Annotated in this window: 15 protein-coding genes; all 15 read left to right on the top strand. The window is 52.3% G+C overall.

Annotation, left to right across the window (positions count from 1 at the left end):
- Window positions 1-165: 165 nt before the first annotated feature.
- The 15 genes from cysD to cysQ (INT33_RS19390) all read left to right on the top strand — a co-directional run bounded on the left by cysD (window position 166) and on the right by cysQ (INT33_RS19390) (window position 25,722).
- Window positions 166-1,068, top strand: a complete 903-nt coding sequence (gene cysD / locus INT33_RS19320) for a sulfate adenylyltransferase subunit CysD (protein ID WP_193092784.1) — start codon at window positions 166-168, stop codon at window positions 1,066-1,068.
- Window positions 1,068-2,972 (top strand): sulfate adenylyltransferase subunit CysN, encoded by a 1,905-nt coding sequence (gene cysN, locus INT33_RS19325; RefSeq protein ID WP_193092772.1) that lies wholly within the window; start codon window positions 1,068-1,070, stop codon window positions 2,970-2,972. The genes cysD and cysN overlap by 1 nt, the downstream gene beginning before the upstream one ends.
- A 75-nt stretch (window positions 2,973-3,047) precedes the next feature.
- Window positions 3,048-3,821: a 3'(2'),5'-bisphosphate nucleotidase CysQ gene (cysQ, locus tag INT33_RS19330; RefSeq protein ID WP_193092773.1), complete on the top strand. Its 774-nt coding sequence runs from the start codon at window positions 3,048-3,050 to the stop codon at window positions 3,819-3,821.
- A gap of 447 nt (window positions 3,822-4,268) precedes the next feature.
- A complete protein-coding gene (gene glmM, locus INT33_RS19335) occupies window positions 4,269-5,606 on the top strand; it encodes a phosphoglucosamine mutase (protein ID WP_226940277.1) in 1,338 nt (445 codons plus the stop codon).
- 39 nt (window positions 5,607-5,645) lie between these two features.
- Window positions 5,646-7,298, top strand: a complete 1,653-nt coding sequence (locus INT33_RS19340) for a glycosyltransferase family 2 protein (protein WP_226940276.1) — start codon at window positions 5,646-5,648, stop codon at window positions 7,296-7,298.
- A 43-nt stretch (window positions 7,299-7,341) separates the two neighbouring features.
- Complete coding sequence (locus INT33_RS19345) at window positions 7,342-9,717, top strand: coiled-coil domain-containing protein (protein WP_193092775.1); 2,376 nt, start codon at window positions 7,342-7,344, stop codon at window positions 9,715-9,717.
- Window positions 9,717-12,785, top strand: a complete 3,069-nt coding sequence (locus INT33_RS19350; protein ID WP_193092776.1) for a glycosyltransferase — start codon at window positions 9,717-9,719, stop codon at window positions 12,783-12,785. Before INT33_RS19345 ends, INT33_RS19350 begins: the two co-directional genes overlap by 1 nt.
- Window positions 12,786-12,911: 126 nt before the next feature.
- The gene (locus INT33_RS19355; RefSeq protein ID WP_193092777.1) at window positions 12,912-14,336 is read left to right on the top strand and encodes an alginate O-acetyltransferase AlgX-related protein; all 1,425 of its coding nucleotides are present in this window, start codon (window positions 12,912-12,914) and stop codon (window positions 14,334-14,336) included.
- Between the two features lie 86 nt (window positions 14,337-14,422).
- Window positions 14,423-16,690 (top strand): glycosyltransferase family 2 protein, encoded by a 2,268-nt coding sequence (locus tag INT33_RS19360; RefSeq protein ID WP_193092778.1) that lies wholly within the window; start codon window positions 14,423-14,425, stop codon window positions 16,688-16,690.
- Window positions 16,691-16,711: 21 nt separating this feature from the next.
- A complete protein-coding gene (locus INT33_RS19365; RefSeq protein WP_192539444.1) occupies window positions 16,712-17,893 on the top strand; it encodes an aminoglycoside phosphotransferase family protein in 1,182 nt (393 codons plus the stop codon).
- A 1,023-nt stretch (window positions 17,894-18,916) separates the two neighbouring features.
- The gene (locus tag INT33_RS19370; protein WP_193092779.1) at window positions 18,917-19,972 is read left to right on the top strand and encodes a glycosyltransferase family protein; all 1,056 of its coding nucleotides are present in this window, start codon (window positions 18,917-18,919) and stop codon (window positions 19,970-19,972) included.
- 63 nt (window positions 19,973-20,035) lie between these two features.
- Window positions 20,036-21,613: a phosphoglucomutase (alpha-D-glucose-1,6-bisphosphate-dependent) gene (gene pgm, locus INT33_RS19375; RefSeq protein ID WP_193092780.1), complete on the top strand. Its 1,578-nt coding sequence runs from the start codon at window positions 20,036-20,038 to the stop codon at window positions 21,611-21,613.
- A 710-nt stretch (window positions 21,614-22,323) separates the two neighbouring features.
- On the top strand, window positions 22,324-23,997 hold the full coding sequence (gene pgi, locus INT33_RS19380; RefSeq protein WP_193092781.1) for a glucose-6-phosphate isomerase: 1,674 nt from the start codon (window positions 22,324-22,326) through the stop codon (window positions 23,995-23,997).
- 24 nt (window positions 23,998-24,021) lie between these two features.
- A complete protein-coding gene (locus tag INT33_RS19385; RefSeq protein WP_193092782.1) occupies window positions 24,022-24,876 on the top strand; it encodes a UTP--glucose-1-phosphate uridylyltransferase in 855 nt (284 codons plus the stop codon).
- An 84-nt stretch (window positions 24,877-24,960) separates the two neighbouring features.
- A complete protein-coding gene (gene cysQ / locus INT33_RS19390) occupies window positions 24,961-25,722 on the top strand; it encodes a 3'(2'),5'-bisphosphate nucleotidase CysQ (protein WP_193092783.1) in 762 nt (253 codons plus the stop codon).
- The last annotated feature ends 469 nt before the right edge of the window (window positions 25,723-26,191 follow it).

Raw genomic sequence — 26,191 nt, forward strand, 5'->3', positions numbered from 1 at the left:
ACAAGGACTCCATGCCGCTCCCTCTGGATTAGGTTAAGGCGATATCGCCAACCGGACAACTAGGCTGACAGAGGGGGCCTCCGCAGAAACAGCACTTACAGCCAAGGCGTTGGTACCGGTAAATGGCAGCTCCACTCATGGCAAAATGATTAGTTGGGATAGATGATGATATCGCTCACCCATTTACAGCGCCTGGAAGCGGAAAGCATTCAGATCATGCGCGAAGTGGTCGCCGAGACTGAAAATCCGGTAATGCTTTATTCTGTTGGTAAAGACTCGGCGGTAATGCTGCATTTAGCGCGTAAAGCCTTCGCGCCTTCACCACCACCTTTTCCGCTGCTACATGTTGATACCCGCTGGAAATTCCGGGCCATGTATGAATTTCGCGACAAGGTGGCGGAAGATATTGGTATGGATTTACTGGTGCATATCAATCCTGAAGGCATCGAGAAGGACATTAATCCATTTACTCACGGCTCAGCCATTCACACCGATGTAATGAAAACCGAGGGCTTGAAGCAGGCGCTGGATAAGTATGGCTTTGATGCCGCGTTTGGCGGTGCCCGGCGCGATGAAGAAAAATCGCGCGCTAAAGAGCGTATTTTTTCGTTCCGTACTGCACAGCACCGCTGGGACCCGAAAAACCAACGCCCAGAGTTGTGGAAACTGTATAACACACGTAAACACCCCAAAGAATCGATCCGTGTCTTCCCGATATCCAACTGGACCGAGTTGGATATATGGCAGTACATCCATCTGCAAAATATCCCTATTGTGCCGCTCTATTATGCCGCCGAACGGCCCGTGGTTGAGCGCGATGGCGCACTGATTATGGTGGATGACGAGCGTATGCCGTTAGAGCCAGGTGAAATGCCTATGATGCGTAAAGTGCGCTTTCGGACGTTGGGGTGCTATCCGCTTACGGGTGCCGTTGAATCTGAAGCCGATACGCTACCGGCTATTATTCAAGAAATGCTGTTGACCAAAACATCGGAACGCCAGGGTCGAGTGATTGATAATGACAGCGCGGCCTCCATGGAGAAAAAGAAGCAAGAGGGGTATTTTTAATGTCTCACTCATCTGACCTGATTGCTGATGATATCGAAGGTTACCTTAAAGCCCATGAGCATAAGGGCCTACTGCGCTTTATTACCTGCGGCAGCGTGGACGATGGCAAAAGTACTCTGATTGGCCGTTTGCTGTTTGAATCGAAGCTGCTGTTTGAAGATCAACTGGCAGCGATTGAAGCCGATTCGAAAAAGTACGGCACCCAGGGCGGTGAAATGGATTTTGCGCTGCTGGTGGATGGCCTGGCCGCTGAGCGTGAGCAGGGCATCACCATTGATGTAGCGTACCGGTTCTTCTCGACCGAAAAGCGTAAGTTTATTGTCGCGGATACCCCAGGGCACGAGCAGTACACCCGTAACATGGTCACGGGGGCTTCTACTGCCGACGCGGCTATTTTGATGGTTGATGCGCGCCGCGGTATTTTGACCCAAACCCGTCGGCATAGCTTTTTGATGTCGTTAATGGGAATGCGTCATTTAGTAGTCGCTATTAACAAGATGGATCTGGTCGATTACTCCAAAGCGCGTTTTGATGAGGTCGTTGAAGAGTACCGTGCTTTTGCCAAACAGCTGGGTTTGGAAAATATTACTTTTATTCCCATGTCGGCGCTAAAAGGCGACAACATTATTGAGCACAGCGCTAAAATGCCGTGGTACCACGGCACGACGCTGCTGGGCTACCTGGAAACGGTCGAGCTGGATGCTGAGCATCTTCAGCGCTCTCCATTTCGTATGCCCGTACAGTGGGTCAATCGTCCTAACCTCGATTTCCGCGGTTTTACTGGCATGATTGCCGGTGGTGTCGTTCGCCCGGGGGACCAAATTCGCGTACAGCCTTCGGGTAACACCAGCACTGTTTCACGTATTTACACGTTAGATGGTGACTTGGATGAAGCGGTCGCCGGGCAATCGATAACGCTGCTGCTGGAAGACGAAATCGATATCTCCCGTGGCGATGTGATTTCTGGTGTAGACCAGCCAGCCCATGCCGCCGACCAGTTTGAAACCACGCTGATATGGATGCATGAAGCGCCGCTGTTACCGGGCCGACCTTACTTAATGAAACTGGGCGCGCAGACAGTTTCGGCGACCGTGACGGATATCAAGTATCAGGTCAATGTCAATACTCTGGAACACACCGCGGTTAAGCAGTTAGACCTGAACGGTATTGGTATTTGTAATCTGAGCCTAAACCGTGGCGTTGCCTTTGATGCCTATAAAGACAACCACGATACCGGTGGCTTTATCCTCATCGATCGAATGACCAACAATACGGTTGGCGCGGGCATGCTGCACTTTGCCTTACGGCGTAGTCAGAATATTCACATGCAGCATGTGGATATTGACAAGCAGGCACGTGCGTTGGCAAAAGCTCAGAACCCCGCCGTGCTGTGGTTCACTGGGCTTTCTGGGGCGGGCAAGTCGACTATTGCTAACTTGGTCGAAAAAAAGCTATTCGCTCATGGCCAGCATACCTATTTACTCGATGGCGATAACGTACGCCATGGCTTGAACCGCGATTTAGGCTTTACCGATGCTGACCGCGTTGAAAACGTGCGCCGGGTGGCGGAAACCGCCAAGCTGATGGTGGATGCAGGGCTAATCGTGATGTCGGCGTTTATCTCGCCTTTCCGCAGCGAGCGCCAGTTAGCGCGGGATCTGTTAGAGGAGGGCGAGTTCATCGAGATTTTTGTTGATGCGCCTCTGGATGTTGTTGAAGCCCGTGACCCGAAAGGCCTTTATAAAAAAGCTCGCCGAGGTGAGCTTAAAAACTTTACCGGTATTGATTCTGCCTATGAAGCCCCTGACGCGCCGGATGTTCATTTGAAAACATCTGAAATAAATGCAGAAGAAGCAGCCGAGGCCGTTATTGTAGCGCTACGTGAACGTGGAATGATCCGCTGATTTAAATGCTATAGCTGTCAGACAGTGGTGAAATTGGCTGCTATTTGGCGGTTTTTCTACGCAAGGACTAGCAGTATGGCGCTTATTGACCAAGCTCTTTTGTACGATGTTGAACGTATTGCCCGTGAAGCTGGCGAAGCTATTATGGGTGTTTACTCGCGCGATTTCAGTGTGGAAGAAAAAGAAGATAAAAGCCCGTTAACCGAAGCTGATAAAGCCGCGCATAACGTTATTATGCGTGGTTTGCAGGCGCTGTCGGTGCAGATCCCGATACTCTCTGAAGAGGATGTCGAGGGCTTTTCCGGTGCTGATGCCAAGGGCTGTTACTGGTTAGTAGACCCGCTAGATGGCACCAAAGAGTTTATCAAGCGTAACGGTGAATTTACCGTCAATATTGCCCTCATTGAAAACGGTAAGCCGGTGTTAGGCGTGGTGACAGCGCCTGCATTGGAGGTTGGCTATGTGGCTGCAAAAGGGCTGGGCGCATTCAAAATTCAGGCTGATGGTCGCCGTAAGGCTATTTCCGTGGCAGGCAAGCCTGAAACGGGCGTAACGTGGCGGGTGGTCGGTAGCCGTTCACACCCTAGCCCAGATTTGGCTGTTTGGTTGGAACAGTTGGGTGAGCACAATATGCTGCCGATGGGGAGTTCGTTAAAGTTGTGCATCATTGCCGAAGGGTTTGCTGATGCTTACCCACGTTTAGGCCCCACCTGTTTATGGGATACCGGCGCCGCCCACGCGGTAGTGCTGGAAGCCGGTGGGCGAGTAGAAACCCTGGAAGGTACACCGCTTAGCTACGCTAACCCCAGCGAAAAGCTCAATCCCTATTTTGTGGTATGGGGGAATTAAGCAAGGCGCCATCGGTTTTTGTTTTAGCACCTTCTCGATATTGGCGGTTTTCGTAGCGCGTGGTAAGCGAAGCGCCCCCGGGGGAGCAGCGCGCAGCGGTGCTGGGGTTAGGCTCGTGTGGGCATTGTTGGTTGGCTGCCCTTGGGCGTCGTTCCGCTGCCTCCCGCGGGTGCCTTATTTGCTCGTGCCTCGCAAAACGTTACCGCGCGCTACGGTATGTGCACTCATTTGAATGGGTGGTTTTTCGTATCGCGGCGTAAGTCCCGCGATCTGTAATAAGGGCCACACCCGCGGATGTATCTTATATTCGTTCCCCTCAGATACTCGTTACCTCGCTCTGCAAGGCTTATACTCCTGACGATTCACGATTCACGATTCACGATTCACGATTCACGATTCACGATTCACGATTCACGATTCACGATTCACTTCTTAGGTTACTAAATGATGCGACAATATTTTGGCACGGACGGTGTACGCGGTCGTGTGGGGGAGTTCCCCATGACGCCTGGTTTTGCTATGAAGTTGGGCTGGGCAGCCGGTCAGGTACTGGGCGCTGAAGGCGTTAAAGAGGTTTTAATTGGTAAAGATACCCGTGCCAGCGGCTATATGCTGGAGTCCGCGTTAGAGGCGGGTTTTTCGGCGGCGGGGGTGAATGTTGCTTTGGTCGGGCCGTTGCCTACCCCTGGCGTTGCTTATTTAACGTCAACCTTTCGGGCGGATGCAGGTGTTGTGATTAGTGCTTCGCACAATCCATTTTACGATAACGGCATCAAGATATTTGCCCAGGGCGGCCGCAAGCTAACCGATGAGCAGGAGCAGGAAATCGAGCGCTGGCTGCAGGTAGCTATTGAGGGCGGCATGACGTGCGTAGAATCTGACAAACTTGGCAAAGCACGCCGTATTGATGATGCTGCGGGTCGTTATATTGAATACTGTAAAGCGGTTTTACCCGGTTATTTAAGTTTGAATGGCCTGAAAATAGTCGTCGATAGCGCCAATGGTGCTGCCTACAAGGTGGCGCCTGCTGTGTATAGTGAACTCGGCGCTGAGTTAATCAGCATTCATGATAAGCCCAATGGCGTGAACATTAATGCCCACTGCGGCGCAACGGCTATGCAGAGCTTACGTGCCGCGGTACTGGAACACCAGGCAGATATGGGGATAGCGCTGGACGGCGATGCCGACCGCCTGATGATGGTTGACCATACTGGTATAGTAGTGGATGGCGATGAGCTGCTATACCTATTAGCCAAAGACGCCAAAGCCGAAGGCTATAACGGCGGCGTCGTAGGCACGAAGATGAGCAATCTTGGTTTGGAGCAGGCGCTTGCGGCCATAGATGTTCCATTTAAACGTGCCAAGGTGGGTGACCGCTACGTAATGGCGCAGCTAAAGAAAACCGGCTGGCGCTTAGGTGGAGAAGGCTCAGGCCACTTACTAAGCCTTGACCATGCCTCTACGGGTGATGCCATTATTGCCTCATTGAGGGTGCTTACCTGTTTGCTGCAGCAGCAGGCAACGCTGTTTGAAGCCAAGCAAGACATGCAAAAACTGCCGCAAACGCTGATTAATGTCCGCTATACCGCCCAGCAAGGGCACGACCCCCTTGAAGACCCTGCGGTAAAGCAGGTGGTTATAGAGGTAGAACAGTTGCTGGGGCAAACTGGCCGTGTGCTGTTGCGTAAGTCGGGCACTGAACCATTGATTCGGGTAATGGTAGAGGCCGTCGATGCAGGTCAAGCTCAGGCATGTGCTCAGCGTATCGCTGATATGTTTACCTAGTTGACCAATAGGTTGTCCTGTAATGCGAGGTAGTGACTTTTGACATCAACTTCAACGCTTGGCCTGCCCAATAAGCATGTATCAGAAGGTCGTTTGTCAGATATTACTGATATCGAGCAAAGCCCTTGGTTTGATGCTGAGTGGTATATGCTGCAGTACCCCGATGTGGCGGTATCAGGAATGTCGCCTGCACAGCACTATCTTTTATTGGGGGAGGCTTGGGGGCGAAGAGCAGGCCCGCGGTTTGATGCGGAGTATTATCTTGAGCGTCATAAAGACGTGGCTCGCGCAAATGTCAGCCCATTACTACATTTTATAAGAAATGGGGAAAAGGAAGGGCGTTGGCCAGTCCAATTACAAGCGCATCAGCTTGAGGATCTGCTTTGGCAAAGAATCGCCACTAAAGCAAATCTTACTGCTTTAACCAATATGCTTGGCCATCAAGACTCCTGGGAGGCGAGCTATGCGGCGTGGGCACTGGGCCGTTGGTATGCTTGGCAGAACGAATGGCAACGCTGTGCTGAAGTATTATCAATCCGTCACAAGCTCTATGATGTTAAGCCAGATACGCCTGCGCCTAGGTTGTTAGAAGTGGAGGCTTTAACCCATATTGGCCAGCTATTGAGTGCCTGGCAGTGTATCCAACTATTAAAAAAAGTTTTTCCTGATTATCCCGATACCTCACTAGCTTTATCTAATCTATTAGCTACGCAAGCAAAGGCGCAAGGTGAGGGTGGGCCAGCGCAAGCAGGTGCGTTAATGGATCAGCTTCGCTTGCAGCACATTAACACGCTATTTTTGAATGCTAAACTTCAACCAATAGCACTAAAAAGTGCAAATAAACCGTTAACGCTCGATAATTTAACGCTTGATGAACCTGGAGCATCTCTCTCATCGGTTCCTTATGAAGCGGGCTTGGTAAGTATTCTTGTACCAGTATTTAACGCTGAAGCGCATTTGGCCACAGCATTGCGTAGCCTAGCAGAGCAAACGTATACCAACCTTGAAGTTATCGTAGTAGATGATGCCTCGACCGATAATTCATTAGGCGTGGCTCAATCCTTCTGTGAACAAGATACTCGCTTTCGAGTATTGGTTCAGTCTACTAATCAAGGAGCTTATGCAGCGCGCAACCGTGGTCTAGCTGCAGCGAAGGGAGCTTTTTTTACCGTTCATGATAGCGATGATTGGTCACATCCTCAAAAGTTGGAAATCCAGGTTAATGGTTTGCTAAAAAACCCAGATTGGAAAGTATGCAGTTCTGACATGGTACGCTGTTATAAGTCACTGTTCTTTAGACGTTGGCGCATTGAAAGCCTGGATGGCTGGATCTATCGTAATACGTCATCTTTGTTAATACGCCGAGAGGTTGCCGAAACGCTAGGGTATTGGGACAAGGTGCGTTGTTCAGCAGACACCGAGTATTTGCACCGTATACGTGCCGCTTTTGGTAATAAAGCCCTTGGAGAGGTTCTTAAGGGAGTGCCTTTGGCATTTTGTCGTGAACAATCCCAATCACTTAGTCAAACTAGTGCTACACATTTGGTGACGCAATTTAACGGCATTCGATACGATTACATGCAGGCAGCAGCCCAGTGGCATGCAGATGCCGGGCAGCCAAGCGATTTGTATCTGTCAGCTAATCCTAAAACCCGTCCCTTCCCATCGCCAGCTGCCAACTTGCCCGGTTAAGCTGGTATTCTATTGTTAATTTATTACGTGTCAGGAATTCATTGTGAGCCAGCAACAGCATCAGGTAGCACCACACGCCGCCACGGAACTCGCTATTAAACCCTCCATTAATACCTTGGCCCAGGGGTCGATGTTCTGGCAGCCTGATTACCGCGAGCCTTCTGCTTGGCTGGAGCACCTGCCGTTTCTGTTTTGGTTGATTGAAGCATTACGGCCGCAGCAGTCGGTAGGGCTGGGGGTCGATGATGTCGCCCACTTTGCGGTTTGCCAGGCAGCGTCGCGCCTTCGCTTAGGTACTCGCTGTTACATGGTAGGTGATGATGTAAAAAACAAGCAGGATGCCGAAGCGATACGTGCTTATGCCGCCGATCATTTTGCCACTACCAGCCAATGGCTTGAAACAAGCCCCACACGGGCGATAGAGCAGTTTGATGAAGGCTCGGTTGATCTGTTGTTGTTGCATTTAGAAGCCGATGACAACAGCGTGGATTACCTGCTAGACCGCTGGTTATCTAAGCTTTCCTCCCAAGGCCTCGTCATAGTGCCGGGCGTGGCTCGCCGGGAGCCTGGCTGCCTTGTGTTCCGTGCCTTTGAGACTATCAAGGCCCGTTATCCTCACTTTGTATTCCACCATGCCGGTGGGCTGGGCGTTATTGCAGTAGGCAATGAGCTGCCTCCTCTGGTTAACAACTTGTTGGGCGCGCTGGAATCAAATGCTTCTACCCAAGTAGTGCAGGATGTGTTCGCACGCCTTGGCCGTAGCTGTCAGGATAAAGTGACTGTTCGACAGCAGCAGGCACTTTTTCAATCGCTGGAAGCGCGTGTCACCGAGCAGGCAAACAGTCTTGCCGATGCTGAGCAAACGATAACGCATCAGGCAGAGCAGCTGCGCCAGGCAGATGATGAACGCGGCAAGCTTAAATCACGCCTTGAGCAGCAGGAGGCGCGATTTGCTCACGAACGCGGCCGGTTAGCTGAGCAAGTTAGTGCGCTTGAAGAGTTCAAAGCTGAGCTGAAAAAAGAGTTGATGCGCCAGCGTGAACAGAGCGAGCGCTATGCGGCTGAGACAAGCGATCACGCTCAAGCGGCCAAAGAAAGCGGTCAATTGCTCAACCAAGCCCAGCAGCAGTTAGAAGCAAAGGTGAATCAGTTAGCCGAACAAAATAAGCAGCTAGAAGAACAGGATAAACAGCTAGCAGAAAAGGATAAGCAGCTAGAAGAACAGGATAAACAGCTAGAAGAACAGGATAAACATCTAGCAGAAAAGGGTAAGCAGTTAGCCGAAAAGGATAAGCAGCAAGAAGCAAACGATACGCAGTTAGAAGAAAAGGATAAAGAGTTACTCGTCGCACGTGAAGAGAACGCTCAGTTAACCAGCAAGCTTGAGCAAACCGAGCATTCCCTTGCTGACGCTCAATCGCAAGTCTTGGCTTTGCGAAACCGGGGGCAGGCGCTTGAAGGTGAAGTGAAAGAAACAAAACAAATGCTGGATACGCGGTTTAGCGAGCTGGCAAAACTGACCAACCTGCTTGAAGCTAATGAGCAAAGTTTGCGAGAGGCGCACGAAGAAAGCGCTGAATTAACCCGCAAATTGCAGAAAACCGATGCCTCCCTACAAGCCCGCTTTAATGAGCTGGGCCAACTAACACGCAAGCTTCAGGAAGCCGAGCAGCGCATCAGCGAGGGGGAAAAAAACCGCGCTGATATTGAGCAGCAAATGGCTCGACAAAAAACGACGTATGAAAAAGAGCAAGCGGCGTTATCTGCTCAGTTAAAGGCTTTAGCTGAGCGCGAAAAAGCTGCCCTTGGTAGCGTTGACGAACGTTTCAGCGAACTAGCGGTGCTCACTGACCTGCTAGAGAAAAATGAAGCCCAGCGGGAGCAGCTAGCGCGCGATTTAGCAGCGGCAAATGATGCTGCCACGATGGCCAGGCAGAAGTGGGAGGCGGATGCTAAAGCTAACCGTGAAGTGCAAGCGCAGCAGCGTCGCGAGATAGAGCGTCAGGCACATGAGCTTGCTGACCTTGTTAGTCAGCTTGAAGCACAGCGTAATAATGAGAATAACGGCGACACTGCCTTATTAACGGTAGCTCCGGCAGTGCCCAGTGTTGCCAAAGCACCTCCGTTAACGAAGCGTGCTATTAAGCGTCAGGCTGCACTCATTGAAGCGAGCCAGTGGTTTGATGCGAAATGGTATTTAGCGCAGTACCCAGATATTGCGTCAGACGCCAAAATGTCTGCCAACCCAGCCCGGCACTATTTGTTGATGGGCGGCTTTGAAGGTCGTAATCCAGGACCTGGTTTTGATTCGGCTTACTATTTGGCGCATAACCCCGATGTAGTAGAAAGCGGCATTAACCCGCTGATTCACTATCTGAAATTTGGTGAAAAAGAACAGCGCAGTGTTAAGGGGCAATAATGAGTAACGCTAACCGTACATTGTTACTTGATGCGGGGTTATTTGACGAAACGTGGTATCTAAACCGGTATCCCGATGCGTCGTATAGTCAGCTATCTGCTCTCGATCATTTTTTAAACTATGGTTGGGCGCTTGGGCGCTGCCCTGGGCCAGGTTTTGACCCACAAACTTATCAGCAGCGTTACCCTGATATTGGTCTTTCAGAGCTGGACCCGTTACTGCACTATCTTCGCCATGGCCGTCATGAAGGGCGGCTTGGGCAGGCGGACGCAAACGCTTTTCACCAAGCTGCTAGATTGGCGGTAGTAGTCCATGCCTATCACTTGGATTTAATCGCGTCGCTGGCTGATCGGCTAGCGCTGCTAAGTGAGCCGTTTGATTTATTCATAACGACACCCCATGCAAAAGATACTGCCGAAATAATGGCGTTACAGCGCCGCTTTACAGGCGCTGAAGTAGTGACTTGTCCAAACCGAGGGCGTGATATTGCGCCGTTCTTTTCGCTATTGCCTCGCTTGCAGCGCTATGAGCTGTGCTTGAAGCTGCACACCAAGCAGGGGGTTACACCTGTCGCCAGGCAGTGGCGTGAGGCGTTGCTGCGTAGCGTATTGCCAAATCGCGATGGCGTACGGCAGTTAGTGGCCAAGCTGCGCAGTGATACTCGTTTACAGCTCGCTGGTCCAAAGTCTCTCTTTATGAGCCAACAGGCTATGCGTTTCGGTAATGGCCCTTGGTTGGAGCGCTTAGCGCCTCGCTTAAATGTTCCTATTGAAAATGATTGGGGCTTTTTTGCTGGAAGCATGTTTTGGTGTCGTCCCCAGGCGCTTGCCGCACTGGCTGAGGAAGTGTCTAAGCAGGCCTTCGAGCCAGAAACTGGCCAACAGGATGGTGAGCTGGCCCATGCACTGGAGCGGTTAGCCGCGGGGGTGATTCAGCCGCAATCAGAGCGGCTTTTATTGCTTTCGCAAGCCGCCTCTGGTGAGTTCTCAATGACGCCCTACCATTCGGGGATGCCGCTTGAGCGCACCATGCCGTCTCAGTTGCTGGTTGGCGATGATAGCGGTTCACGCTTGGTTAATAAAACCGAGTCAGTAGAAAATCTTCTGTTGGCGGGTGACCTGAATTTAAACGGGGGGATGGCCATTTGCGGTTGGCTGGCCTCGCGTGCTTCTTCTGTGCCGCGTAAGGTGCGGGTTCGTATAGATAGCCAATATGAAATTGAGGCCCAAGCGGATCAGTATCGTTCAGACCTGCGTGATAATGGCTTACATAACGGCCGCCATGCGTTTGAAGTCTATCCTCCGCTTGAATTGGTAGATGGCGAGAACCACCAAATCGAACTGATTGATTCTGCCAGCGGCCAGACGGTTGCCAAAGGTAAGGCGCGCTGGGCGTTTAAGCGCAGTTTCAGTGATTTTGCCGGATACTTGGCCCACGGCTTGGTTGATCCTTACATGCCGCGCCCATTCCGTGAGGCGGATAAGCGCTGCTTGGCGGCTATGGAGAATGTGGCCGATGCGTTAGTGCGAGATGCAGAGGCGCTGGATAACGCGCCGCTGGTATCGGTTATCATGCCTTGTTTTAACCGGCTTGAGACTATTGAAGCTGCTGTTGAGTCGGTATGCCGTCAGTCGTATGAACATTGGGAATTGCTGTTGGTAGATGATGGCAGCACAGATGGAACGCGGGAGTGGTGCCAGCGGCGAACCGCTACGGATAGCCGCATTAAAATGATTGCTCTGGACAGCAACGGCGGCGTATCGGTTGCCCGTAACAGGGGGCTTGCCGCTTCCACAGGGCATTATTTGGCTTACCTGGATTCTGATAATACGTGGGATCCGCGTTATTTAGCGGCCATGATAGGCGCGTTTAGCCGTGAACCTGACGCAGAGGCGCTTTATTCGGGTCTTTACCATTATGCAGGTAACGCCTCGGAGCCAGCAGGGGTTTTATTTGGACCTTTAAACCGCGCGTTATTGTTTAATAAGAACTATGTGGATCTTAACGCCTTTTGTCATACCCGGGCGGCTTATGAACGCTGCGGCGGCTTTGATGAAACGCTACCCAGATTTGTCGATTGGGATCTGATTCGCCGCTATAGCAAGCAGTTACGCCTTTGTTCAGTGCCTGTCGTATTGACTCACTATTATTTTGGGAGAACGACTAATACGCTAACGGCCAACGCCCAATACAGTGGTTATCTTGAGCGGGTGCGTGAAGCAACTGGTCATCAGTGGGCGCCCGTTTCTTCTGCGGGTCTACAGCGTGGCATATCAGTGGTTATTCCAAGCTATGAGTCGTTGGACGATTTGCGTGATTGCTTGGCAAGCTTGGAGGCGTTGGCGTTAGGCGACAAGCTTGAGGTCATTATTGTTGATAATGATTCCTCGTCACCGGTTAAGGATTTTTTAAAGGAGGCTCAGGCCGCAGGACGTTTGCGGGCGATCTTTAACACGTGTAATTATGGGTTTACTCAGGCGGTCAACCTGGGGTTGGCAGCCGCTAACCCTGAGCATGATCTGGTTCTGCTCAATAATGATGCACTTGTTGAGCCAGGCGCGTTGGAAGCCATGCAGTCAGCGGCTACATGTTTACCCGAGTGCGGTTTGATAGTGCCTCAACAGATATTGCCGGGGGACACGCCGACACTAACTACCCATGTGCCTTATGCCGACCCTTCGCAACCTTGTGATGTTAATCTTTCAGCACATCACGGCAATATTGTGCCACCGCCACTGCTGCATGATGGGCAGGTGCTGGAGGTAAGTTTTGCACCTTTCTTCTGCGTCTATATCCCCCGCGAAACATATCGCCGTGCTGGGCCTCTGGATGCTCAGTTTGGGCGGCATTATCGCTCCGACCGCATTTACTGCGATGTAGTAAGGCATTTATTGGGCCTGCGTATTTATCACGTTAGTGATGCCTGCGTTGTCCATAAATTGCAAAAATCCACACGCGTACTTTCTGACCGGTCAAATAGTCAATTTGATCTTATGTTCAAGCAAAATCAGTGGGATGAGACAACTCGTCTGTCGCTGGGTTTTCGTAAAGCGGTGTGGGATATCTGATTAGTAGAACATCACTTTTCGTATTGCAGCACTTTCCATTAAGGAAGGTGTCTTAACGGCTAGTTGGCCCATTGCATCGGCCTGATCAAGTGTTCTTGTAGTCAGCTATGGACGGTTTTACTAAGAATGATTGAAAACACAGGTCTTAAGCGCCCCTTGGCGACGCCAGCTGTACGCTTCACACGGTTTGTTAAACGTTTAGTTGAACGTGAAACGCTGGGCAGTAATACCCCTGGGCTGCGTTGGCACCTCGATTTTCCTGATAGTCAGCGTTCGCCTTGGATACTTCCAGGGGGCTGGGTAGTGCAAGGTTGGCTTGTATTGCCCGAATCGTTAGCCGATTGGGTGGGCAAGGTCGAAATCGTGGCCCGATGGGGTAAGACATTCGAGCTGTGTCATCCTCTTTCGATACGACGCCCTGATGTTATTGAGGCGATATTTGGAACGGAAACGGCAGAGCATCCTCAGGTACAGTGCGGCTTTCGTTTTACGGTACCTCATTTTGTAGATCAGTTTTCGCTATTTATTCGTTTGGGTGATGATCAGTCGCTGCTTACTCTGGTTGAGATGTCTCACGATCATATCGATAAGGCGTCCCCACCTACAATCAAGGTGCTTGAAGGAAAGCAGGGGTGGCTATTTCTGGATAATGATACTAACGGGAGCGTTGATCAATATCGTGGTCGGCTGCGTTTAACGGATGAGGGCATTAGCCAGTGGCAGAAATATTTACAAGGCGTCACACAGATTGCTAACAGCATCAGTGCTGCTCACGCAGTGCTGGTGGCGCCCTCTAAAGAAAGTGTCATGGGGCCTCACTACCACCCTTTTGCAGAGGGCAGTAGTGGCCCCATACAGCAATTATTGGCCTTGCCTGAAGCGCGCAATATCGTGTACCCACAAGCGCATCTAGCTCAGCTGGGAGATGGTGCCTTTATTCGCACTGATACCCACTGGACGCAACAGGGGGCCATGGTAGCTACGAAAGCGTTAGCGGTGGCCATGAGCCTCGACCCAGGCGCAGTAGATGCTGTATTTGCCAAGGATAAGTATAAACAGCGTAAATTCACGGGTGATCTGGGTAATAAATTTACCCCAGAGCGTCATTGTAATATACAGACATTAAGTACGTTTAACTTTATTAAGTATCGTCATTTTGATAATTGCTTACCTAATTTTGGGCGCTTGATGCTAGTAGTTAATGAGCAGGCGCTGATACCCGAGATCTGCTTAATATTTGGCTCCTCCTCAAGTTATTCGATGATGAATTATGTCTGTCGTCTGTTTAAGCAGGTGGTTTTTGTTCACAGCGCAGGCACCCTCGATCCAGAGCTGATTAAAGCAGTCAATCCGGCTTATTTAGTAGTGCAAACGAATGCGCGGTTTGTGGTTCAGGTGCCGGGAGTCAAGCAGTCACTGCTGGAGTTGATTCATGAAAAGTGTGCTCGCTTATCAAAAGACGAAAGGGCTTCCGTAGCTAAGCGACGTATTGATGTCGAGCCGGATGATGTGCTGGTGCATAAACTTAATTTAATTCCTTGGCTTGTGTAGCAGGGGCTTATAGCAGGCTGATGAACGGTAGCCGCAGGGCTGCTACCATGCTCGCTCCATATCCGGCGGATAAGACACTTTTTTGAATGAATGCTACTCAAACATCACGAGATACGTCTTGGTATCCTCATCACCGCAGCCCCCGGCAGTTTATTCCGTTACAGCAAATAAAGGCTGCGGCATCTCCTGGTGAATGGCATTCACTGGGTGCTGACCCGCTTTTTGCATTAGAGGGGCAGCTACCGCTACCGGGCTGGAATATGCTGGAGTTGGATGAGGAAAGTAGTGTTAGCGGTGTTGTCGCTACGCTAACGCTTGAGTCTTCTCGACGGCAGGTTACGTTTGACTTTCCAGTACGTCAGGGGAAAGTAACCAAGCGGTTGGTCTTTGTGCCATTTGGCGTTAAACGAGTAACCTTTGCTCCTATGAATGCCGCGGGCACCTTTACCCTGCGGCATTTCCAGTTCGTTTGGCTAACCCCCATGTTTGCCCACAACCGCCTACTTCAGCGGCTGGCCAACATGCACCAGCACTATCGCGACTTGCCCCTGGCCGAGGTAAAGCAGAGCTTGCAGCAACAGGCAAGCAAGCAGAGCCGGAAGTGGCAAAGCATAGCGCTTGAGGACTACGACAGCACCTTTATCAGCATGTCGACGCGTCGCCACTATCAGCAGTGGATTCGCCAGATTGAACAGCGCCGTGCGCCGAGCGATCATGATGTTGCAATTCGGACCAATGTCCATGCCTTTGAAAGTAGTGTTTTATTGGTCTGCCCTCATTGCAGTGCTACGAATGAGTGTTTGGATGACTTTAAACATAAATTGGCCATCAGTTTGGCAAGCTTGGCGGAACAGGCACTTGCGCCGCGCCGGGTACTGCTTCTAATAACACCTGGCCGTCATAAAGAGCTAAGTGATTGGTTGAAGCAATGGCAGCGTGAATTATCGGTTCTTGTCGTGCGTGAAACGGAAGCGCTAAGTGTGGCTGCCCAGCGCTTGGAAGCGCTTTCTTACTGTGAGAACACCTGGGTATGGTTTTTACGCCTTGGCGATCGCTTGGCTGAAAATGCTTTATTCTATGCTGCTTGTATCGCACACGATAATCCCCAAGCTCAGATGTTAATTGCCGATGAGGACAGCCTTGACGAGCATGGCATACGCCACTCGCCAGTGTTCAAGCCGGAATATAATCCCGACTTGCTACTCTCAATGCCGTACATGGGGAGAGCGGTATGCTACCAGCATGCATTTGTTCCCAGGCTGGCGGTGGAAAGCTGCGCAGGGCAGGTTAATAACGCCAACTGGTTGGATTACGCGCAAACCTTGAGTGTAACTCGACGGCGTGATTTTATGGCTACAAAGCTGGCGCATATACCGCATATTGCTTACCACGGCGTACCGGAACAGGTGAGTACGTCGTTTGTTTCATTGGTACAGCAACACCTTAATCAGCTTGATACTAGCGCTCAGGTGCGTGACGGCCTGCTATCGGGTACCCAGCGCGTGCGCTGGCCGATGCCCAGTCCAGAGCCTTTGGTAAGCCTTTTGGTGCCGACGAGGAACGGGGTGGATATTTTACGCCCTTGTGTCGATGCGATATTAGATCGCACCGATTACTCCCACTTTGAGCTGATCATTCTGGATAATCAGAGCACATGCACTGAAACGCTGGCTTATTTACACGATGTGGAAGGGCGGGATTCTCGGGTTAAAGTGCTGCACTGGGATCATCCCTTCAACTACTCATCAATTAATAACTTTGGCGCGGCTCAGGCGCGTGGCAGCATCATTGGGTTAATCAATAATGATGTTGAGCCAATAGAGGGCACGTGGCTGACCGAGATGGTAGAGCAGGTTTCGCGCCCAGAGATTGGCTGCGTGGGTGCCAAACTCTATTACCCTAACGATACCGTGCAACATGGCGGGGTGATTCTAGGGCTAGGCGGTTTGGCAGGCCACGCGCATCGTTTTTTTCAGCGTGATGAAGACGGCTATATGGGCCGTTTGAAAGTCACTCAGAACCTTTCAGCCGTGACCGCTGCCTGCCTGCTGCTTCGCAAGTCGGTATTCGACGAAGTGAATGGCCTGAACGAGGCTGACTTGGCCGTGGCGTATAATGATGTGGATTTATGCATCAAGGTGCGTGAAGCCGGTTATCGTAATCTTTGGACGCCTTATGCAGCGCTTTATCATCACGAATCAATTTCTCGCGGTGCAGATGACACCCCTGAAAAGCGTGCTCGATGGTTAAGTGAATATGCCTACATGCGTAAAGCCTGGGGTGAATTGCTTGATAGCGACCCAGCCTATAATCCTAACTTAACATTAGTGCACGAAGATTTTTCGTTACGGTAAACAGCGTCGATTAGAGTACCCATGTTGAAACCTATAAAGAAAACGGCTGTACTCGGCTTTGTGGATAGGGTGTGTGAAAAGGCGGTGAGTGGTTGGAGTTTATCGCCTTATGTCATTGTTATGGTAAATGGTCAGGAACGTTGTCGTCTTGCTTGCAGCCGTTATCGTGAGGATGTCAAAACGGCAGGGCTATCGCTTTGTGGCAATGTAGGGTTTTATCAAAAATTAGTGCTGGCGCATGGGGATGTGGTGAGGGTCGTAACACAGCAAGGGGTACCGTTGCGGCATAGTCCTTGGCTTTTTAGGGACTCACAGCGAGGGGATTGGTTACCTATGACCTTGTCTCATCAGCACGCTGAGTACAATGCCGTCGCTGAACTTCCTAGCCAGTTATCGGTAGAAGGCTTTCAACCATTATTTGGGCAGTCTGGGCGGCGTGTAGCGGGAGCGGTGCTTCAAGTCGCTAACCAAGCGCCGGTAGTGGTGCGTTTTGATGTGGACCACGCGGCTCATACTAATGTGATGCAGTTATACGACAAGATAATAAAACCACGCCAGCTTGCTGCGCCGCTACTATTAACCGCGCTTCCTCAGAAGGGCAGTATTTTACAAGTATTTGCCTATCAACAAGGTGTCACGCTGGATAAAATTGGCAATGGCTGGGAGGAGTGGGTGCCGATGGTTATGGCGCAGCTGCTCACTCTTCAACAAGCAGGCGTGGCAGAGCGAGGCTCTTTAAAGCGCCGGGCTAGCCGCCTTAGAAGCCTGTTATATAAATTATTTCCTTTGGTGTTTGCGCAAGCCTTAAGAGAAAATTTTAATAAGCGTGAATTAGCATTTCTTCTTGTGTTGGTGCGTATTACGGCCCGCTTGCCTCGCGTGTTGTCACATGGTGATCTGCATCGTAATAATGTACTTATCGATACCCAGCAGCGGCAGGTGGCTCTGATTGACTGGGACCGGTGGGGTTATCTTCCCTTAGGGTTTGACGCTGCGCTGCTATTGCGTGGCTTACCATGGCATGCAGTTGAGCCATTAGTAGGCAAAAATGTCGAGCAACAGTTAGGTGCTTTTGTATTTACCTATCTTTTTCAATGTTTAGACGTTGTGAACTTTGCGCGCTCTGAAGAGGCCGCTTTGCTGCGTGCCCGTATTTATGAGTTATATAAACAGTTAAAACCGGATGCCGCTAAAAGCAAGTAGCCCGATGGTCTTATCAATATTCCCCGTAGGGCTCCAGCCTGGCGCGGATGGAACGCGAGCGGTGCTGGGTTTCGATGCCATGTAGCGCGTGGTAAGCGCTAGCGTACCCGCAGCGGCGGCCCGGCGCGGTAGCATTGCGCAGCGATGCCGGGGTTGGGTGGCAAAGCCAGGGCGGCTTGGCGCCGCCACCCGCGGGTGCCTAATTTGCTCGTGCCTCGCAAAACGTTACCACGCGCTACGAGTGCTTAAACGCCGACGTAACGCAATGACATGTAGCGCGAGGTAAGCGCCAGCGCACCCGCGGGTGCCTAACTTGCTCGTGCCTCGCAAAACGTTACCACGCGCTACGAGTGCTTAAACGCCGACGTAACGCAGACATGTAGCGCGTGGTAAGCGCCAGCGCACCCGCGGGAGCATTGCGCAGCGATGCCGGGGTTGGGTGGCAAAGCCAGGGCGGCTGGCGCCGCCTCCCGCGGGTGCCTAATTTGCTCGTGCCTCGCACAAAATTACCACGCGCTACGAGTGCTTAAACGCCGAGGTAACGCAGACATGTAGCGCGTGGTAAGCGCCAGCGCACCCGCGGGAGCATTGCGCAGCGATGCCGGGGTTGGGTGGCAAAGCCAGGGCGGCTGGCGCCGCCTCCCGCGGGTGCCTAATTTGCTCGTGCCTCGCACAAAATTACCACGCGCTACGAGTGCTTAAACGCCGAGGTAACGCAGACATGTAGCGCGTGGTAAGCGCCAGCGCACCCGCGGGAGCATTGCGCAGCGATGCCGGGGTTGGGTGGCAAAGCCAGGGCGGCTGGCGCCGCCTCCCGCGGGTGCCTAATTTGCTCGTACCTCGCAAAACGTTACCACGCGCTACGAGTGCTTAAACGCCGACGTAACGCAATGCCATGTAGCGCGTGGTAAGCGCCAGCGCACCCGCGGGAGCATTGCGCAGCGATGCCGGGGTTGGGTGGCGCGGTACAAAAAATATTATCGCTGAGGGGTGAAGTAGTGAGGTGTAAAGTGAGGCATAAGTTTGAGCAGTGAGACACTCTGGGTAGTGCTCAGCGATGGCGGGCAACCAACGGAAGATATCTACTTTCTGGAATCTGCTGCCCCTGAGTTACGCCGCCAGGGGGTAACGATTGAACGCGTTGCCGCTTCACGTTCTTTTGGCGCTGCGTGGCTGCATGGCCGAACGTTTCTACGTCAATATTCAGGCGCCAATCTACTGCTTTGCCGCTCTCTGCCTCGCGCTTGGCTACGCTGGTTGGAGCATCATCGCAATGCTTTTGGTTACATTGCCTATTTAATCGATGATGATATTGCCGCCGCAGCGCACGACCCAACATTGCCCAAGGCGTACCGTCAGCGTATGGCGCGGATTGCTCACCTTCAGCCACGCTTGCTGGCGCTTAGTGATGAAGTGGTGGCATGTAGCGAAAAGCTTGCTCAGCGTTTTTATGCTCGTCATCCTCATGTCTCGGTATTAACGCCGCCGTTAATTGCCTCCTTGCCAGCCCTGGAGCATTTTATATCACCGCCCTCAGCACAGGCGCCGTGGCAGATTGGTTTTCACGGTACGCGGGCTCACCTTAATGATCTGCTGTATATAGCGCCAGCACTCTGGGCCCTCCAGCAGGGACGAACGGATACTCAGCTTGAAGTTATGCTGGGCAAACATACGCCTAAACAGCTTGCTGAATTACCTCGGGTCAAAACGCCAGCTTCGCTACCATGGCATGCGTTTCGCCGCTACCAGGCTAGCCGCCAACTGCACATTGGCGTGGCGCCACTTTTAGAAACCCGGTTCAACCAGGGTAAGTCATTTATTAAGTTTCTGGATATTACTGCAATGGGGGGCGTGGGCATTTACTCAAACCGCTACCCTTATACAGAGATAGTTCGCCACGGTGAAAACGGGTTATTAGTAGAAGACTCGCCCCAGGCATGGCAGGCTGGTTTGCAACAGCTACTAGATAATCCGCAAGCTACTGCGGCTATGGCACGCCAGGCTGCTAGTGATGCATTAAAAATAGGCGATCCGCACATCGCGCAAACCTTTTGGCAATCCAAAAAACGTTGCCGCTGAATTTTATATGTTGTTCTGAACCATCTTTTGAGTAGGTAAAGAGTTTCCAAGGGAGTGAAATGTATGGATGCCATTGTAAAAGCCTTTTTTGATGAAAAGCCGAACGCCAACGTCGCTAAAGAGCGCGTGGCTTTCGGCACGTCAGGCCACCGTGGCCGCGCCACCGAGCGCACCTTTAACGCATTCCATATCTACGCCATCACTCAGGCCGTGGTGGATTACCGTGTTGAGGCAGGCTACCAAGGGCCGCTATTTTTAGGCTTTGATACCCACGCTCTTTCCAAACCAGCCTGGGAGTGCGCGCTGCAAGTGTTGGCCGCTAACCAAGTGCCGGTATTGGTTGAAAAAGATCACGGCTACACCGCAACACCCTTGGTTAGTCATGCCATTTTGCAGCACAACGCTTCAAATCAGGCATTAGCCGATGGTTTGATCATTACGCCGTCGCATAATCCCCCTGAAGATGGTGGCATTAAGTACAATCCTTCTCACGGTGGCCCGGCAGATACAGAAGCCACATCGTGGATAGAGCTACGTGCCAATGCCTATCTTCTACGTGAGCTTGGCGATGTGTCGCTGGTTTCCGTGGAAGAAGCGCTTGCTCACGCTCAGGAGTACGATTTTACCGCGCAGTACGTAGCACAGCTGGGCGACGTCGTGGATATGGCGGCCATTCAAAATGCCAACCTGGCGCTAGGCGTTGACCCTATGGGCGGTACCGCATTGCCGGTATGGCAGGCGGTTGCTGCCCGCTACCATCTGAACCTTGAGGTGGTGAATACCACGGTTGACCCGGAATTTGCGTTTATGCCACCCGATCACGACGGCAAGATCCGTATGGACTGCTCAAGCTCGGCGGCGATGGCGAATCTGCTGAATATCAAGGACCGCTTTGATGTGGCGTTTGGCAACGATCCGGATGCCGACCGCCACGGCATTGTCGATACTAACGGCCTGATGAACCCCAACCACTTTCTGGCTGTGTGTATCGACTACCTGATTACTCATCGGCCTGAGTGGGCGGCGTCGCTTAAAATCGGTAAAACGCTGGTGTCCTCCTCGATGATCGACCGAGTCGTGGCGTCTCATCAGCGTGAGCTTTATGAAGTGCCGGTTGGCTTTAAGTGGTTTGTGGATGGCCTGCACCAAGGCTGGCTGGCATTCGGCGGTGAAGAGAGCGCCGGAGCCAGCTTGTTAACGCGTGATGGCAAAGCGTGGTCCACTGATAAAGACGGCATTGCGTTGTGCTTACTGGCCGCGGAAATTCTGGCGGTGACGGGTAAAACCCCTAGCGAGTATTACCGCGAGCTAACTCAGCGCTTTGGCGAGCCTTTCTACAAGCGCGTAGATACCGCCTGCACTGCCGAAGAGAAAGCCGCCTTTAAAAAGCTGGATAGCGAAAGCGTCACGGCCCAGGCGTTGGCCGGCGATGCGATCACTGCCGTACTGGTCGCCGCGCCGGGTAACGGTGCAAGCATTGGCGGTATTAAAGTGACCACCGAAAACGGCTGGTTTGCCGCACGCCCCAGCGGCACGGAATCGCTTTATAAAGTGTATGCCGAAAGCTTTAAAGGCCCCGAGCATCTGGAAGAATTAATTGAAAGCGCTACCGCCTTGCTCGCCGAAGTATTGAAAGGGTAGGGCAATCGGTTTTGGTGCCCAAGGCCAGAGCGGCTGGCGCCGCCTCCCGCGGGTGCCTTATTTGCTCGTTCCTCGCAAAACGTTACCACGCGCTACGATGATTACCTGGCTCTAATTCGGCGAGATAAAAATGTAGCGCGGCGTAAGCGTCAGCGCACCCGCGGGAACATCGCGAAGCGATGTCGGGGTTGGTGCCGAGGCCAGAGCCGCGGGTGCCTAATTTGCTCGTTCCTCGCAAAGCGTTACCACGCGCTACGATGATTACCTGGCCCTAATTTGGCGAGATAAAAATGTAGCGCGGCGTAAGCGTCAGCGCACCCGCGGGAACATCGCGAAGCGATGTCGGGGTTGGTGCCGAGGCCAGAGCCGCGGGTGCCTAATTTGCTCGTTCCTCGCAAAACGTTACCAGGCGCTACGGTGATTACCTGGCTCTAATTCGGCGAGATAAAAATGTAGCGCGGCGTAAGCGTCAGCGCACCCGCGGGAACATCGCGAAGCGATGTCGGGGGTCGATGCCCAGGCCAGGGTGGCTGGCGCCTCAGAGCAATGCTCGCAATGCCTGCTCACTTTTAACATTTAGCATCGTATAGGGACTACATTTTATCCTATTGTAAGTTAATGGATTAACGAGCAAGGAACTTAAACTGGCTTTGTATTTGCGTCATGCACAGTGGGTTCATTGGTAGAAACGATGTTTCAAGGACGAAAATATGAATGTATCAAAGCTTTCACGCTCCCCGCGTGCTTATACGCCGGTAACGGCACTGGATGCCCATGCCGAGCAATTACAGGCGCAATCCTTAAGCGATCTTTTAGGTGGCGACACATTATCCGCCCAGCAGCGCGCAAGTGATTTGGCCTTTACCTTCGGCTCACTTCACGTCGATTTCAGTAAACAGCGCATTACCCCTCATACGCTAAAGCTTTTAAGTGACTGGGCACGTAGCTGCGGGGTTGAAACAAAACGCACGGCCTTGTTTGCCGGGAAAAACGTCAATACCTCTGAGCGGCGGGCTGCGCTGCATATGGCAGCGCGCTGGCCAAGCACAAAAAAGCCGCCTAGTGGTATGGAGTCAGCCGCTGCCTTCTGCCAGCAGCAACAGGCTCGTTTGGCTGAGATGGTAGCCCGCGTACATGAAGGCCAGTGGTTTGGCGCAACCGGCCAAACCATCACCGATGTGGTGCATATTGGCGTGGGTGGCTCAGATTTAGGGCCAAAATTGATCAGCGAGGCCTTGGCTGACCGCCCAAGCCATGAAAAAGTAAGCGTTCATTATGTTTCCACTATGGATGGTGCACAGTTATTGCCTTTAATGGAGCGCTTGAATCCTGCCACCACGCTTCTGGTATTAGCCTCAAAGTCATTTACCACCGCCGATACCCAGTTCAACGTGCGTACGGCACTCGCTTGGCTTAGTGAGGCGTTGGAAATAGATGTACCCACGGTTTGTCGCTATCAATTAGTGGGTGTGTCGTCCAAACCTGAAAAGATGACGGATTTTGGCATTCCTGAGGCGCACCAACTGGTATTTAAAGACTGGATTGGTGGCCGCTTCTCGCTTTGGTCACCCATTGGGGGCAGTGTGGCCATGCAGCTGGGTAGGGAGGCGTTTAATGCGCTGCTGGCCGGTGCCCATGCCATGGACCAACACTTTTTAGACGCCCCGCTTGAAGAGAATTTACCCGCTTTGATGGCGCTGGTCGGTGCCTGGAACTGCCAGTTTTTGAATATTCCGACCCATGCGGTACTACCTTACGATGGCCGATTGAAGAGTTTTTCTGCATATTTGCAGCAGCTTGAAATGGAATCCAACGGTAAAAGCGTGGGCTTGGATGGCCGCTCGGTTAATCATGCCACGTGCCCCATTATATGGGGCGATGTGGGGCCTAACGCGCAGCACGCGTTTTATCAGTTGCTGCATCAGGGCGGGCATACCGTTAGTGCTGATTTTGTAGCCGTTGCCAAGCGCGATGTAGCGGCAGCCGATGACGTACGCAGTTCGTTATGTGCTCAGGAGCAGCTGACGCTTGCCAATTGCCTGGCTCAATCGCAGCTTTTTGCTCTCGGCGATGATGCCATTCCTGCTTCGCTACGCGGCCATATGGCACAAGGCTATCGGGGTAATCATCCCAATTCGCTACTCTTGCTGAAAGAGTTGAATGCGTGGGGTATTGGCGCGCTATTAGCGCTTTATGAGCACAAGGTATTTGTGCAGTCGGTGCTTTGGAACCTTAACCCCTTCGATCAACCGGGGGTTGAGCTTGGCAAGCAATTGGCCACCAGCCTCTATGAAATGCTTGCAGGCGAAACACTTGCCCATAACAATGTAAAAGATCCGAGTACAGAGCAGCTGCTGTGTAAAATTAACGAGTGGCGCCAGTAACGTAACGAAATAAGGAAATAAGTAATGACCCAGGTGCGCAAGGCGATTATTCCAGTAGCCGGTTTTGGTACGCGGTTGTTGCCGATTAGTAAGGCAATTCCCAAAGAAATGGTACCCGTTGTTGACCGTCCGTTAATCCAGCATGTGGTAGAGGAAGCGCTGGCGGCCGGTATTAATGAAATTGTGTTGGTGACTCGTTCGGGTAAATCGGCTATTGAAGATCACTTTGATGCCCATGCGGAGCTTGAAGACGCGCTTGCCAGTAAAGGCAAAGATGCCTTGCTGGCGACGCTTGCAGCCATTGCTCCGCCAGAGCTTAAAATTACCAGCGTACGCCAGCCCAATGCCCAAGGCCTGGGTCATGCGGTGTTCTGTGCCGCCCATTTGCTGGGCAAAGATGAGCCGTTTGCCGTTATCCTGCCGGATGTGCTCGTTAAGCCTCAGGCAGATAGCAATGCCTGTGACCTGGGCCGTATGGTTGAGCTTTGGGACGCCAGCAACGCCGCGCAAATCATGGTGGAAGCGGTTCCACAGGAAGAAGTCTATCGTTACGGTATCGTTGACTGTGACGAACCTAGTGCTGGTGAAAGCGCGGACATGCGCGGCGTGGTAGAAAAGCCCAAGCCCGAAGATGCACCTTCACGCTTATCGGTAATCGGTCGTTATATTTTGCCCTACCGGATTATGGAGCTGTTACGTGACCAGCCCCCCGGTGCCGGTAATGAAATCCAGTTAACCGATGCGATTGACCGCCTAATGCAGGAAGGCCAGCAGGTTCAGGCATTCCGTATGCAGGGGCGCACTTTTGACTGTGGTCATATTGAAGGCTGGCTGCAGGCGAATAATACTCTGGCGCGTGAAGCAGGGTATAGCCTGTAAGCACCGGATGCTTATACTTCATAGAAAACCGCCTATATAGGGCGGTTTTCGCGTTTTTCAGCCACCATTTTTATAAGGGCCGTTATGGAGAGTTTACTTACGCAGGTGCTGGACATTGCCCGTGAAGCGGGTAGCGCTATTTTAAAAGTGTACGCCCAGGATTTTGAGGTGGAAATAAAATCCGACCACAGCCCGGTCACGGCGGCTGATAAAGCGGCCAACCAAGTGATTTTAAACGGTCTCAATGCTCTTGAAGAGAAGATCCCTATTCTGTCCGAGGAAGGGGGTGAGTATTTTGTAGGCGCCGATGCAAGAGGGCGTTATTGGCTAATCGACCCGCTGGATGGCACAAAGGAGTTTGTTAAGCGCAACGATGAGTTCACGGTTAATATCGCATTGATTGAGCACGGCAAGCCTGTATTAGGGGTGGTGCTAGCGCCGGTATTTAACGTGGCCTATATCGCAGCCACAGGGGTGGGTGCATTCAAAATTGATGAACATGGGCAGCAAACCCCTATTCGCGTTTCTGGTAAGCCAGGCGAAGGCAAGAGCTGGCGCGTGATGGGCAGCCGCTCCCACGCACATCCTCACCTTGAGCGTTGGTTAAAACAGTTAGGCCCGCATGAGACACGACCTATGGGCAGCTCGTTAAAATTCGGCATCATCGCTGAAGGTAGCGCCGATGTGTATCCCCGTTTAGGCCCCACCAGCCTATGGGATACCGCCGCCGCTCAAACGGTAGTCGAACAGGCGGGTGGGCGTGTGGTGACTTTAGACGGCACGCCCTTAAGTTACGCGACCCCTGCGCAAATCCTCAATCCCGATTTTGTTGTTTGGGGTTATTAAGCGTAGAGCGAAGCGGTGACAGGGTTGGGTGCCAAAGCCTGGGCGGCTGGCGCCGCCTCCCGCGGGTGCCTTATGCTCGTTCCTCACATGCGTTACCACGCGCTACGGTTGTTGCCGGATTCCAATTTGGCGTGATACCCATGTAGCGCGGCGTAAGCGTCAGCGCACCCGCGGGAGCATCGCGAAGCGGTGCCGGGTTTGGGTGCCAAAGCCTAAGCGGCTGGCGCCGCCTCTCGCGGGTGCCTTATGCTCGTTCCTCGCATTCGTTACCGCGCGCTACGGTTGTTGCCGGTTTCAAATTTGGTACGATAAAGGTGCTTGCCACATTTCAACCTGATGCGAAATACATGTAGCGCGGCGTAAGCGTCAGCGCACCCGCGGGAGCATCGCGAAGCGGTGCCGGGTTTGGGTGCCAAAGCCTAGGCGGCTGGCGCCGCCTCTCGCGGGTGCCTTATGCTCGTTCCTCGCA

The sequence above is a fragment of the Halomonas colorata genome (assembly GCF_014897985.1).
In the GTDB taxonomy this organism is placed as follows: Bacteria; Pseudomonadota; Gammaproteobacteria; order Pseudomonadales; family Halomonadaceae; genus Vreelandella; species Vreelandella colorata.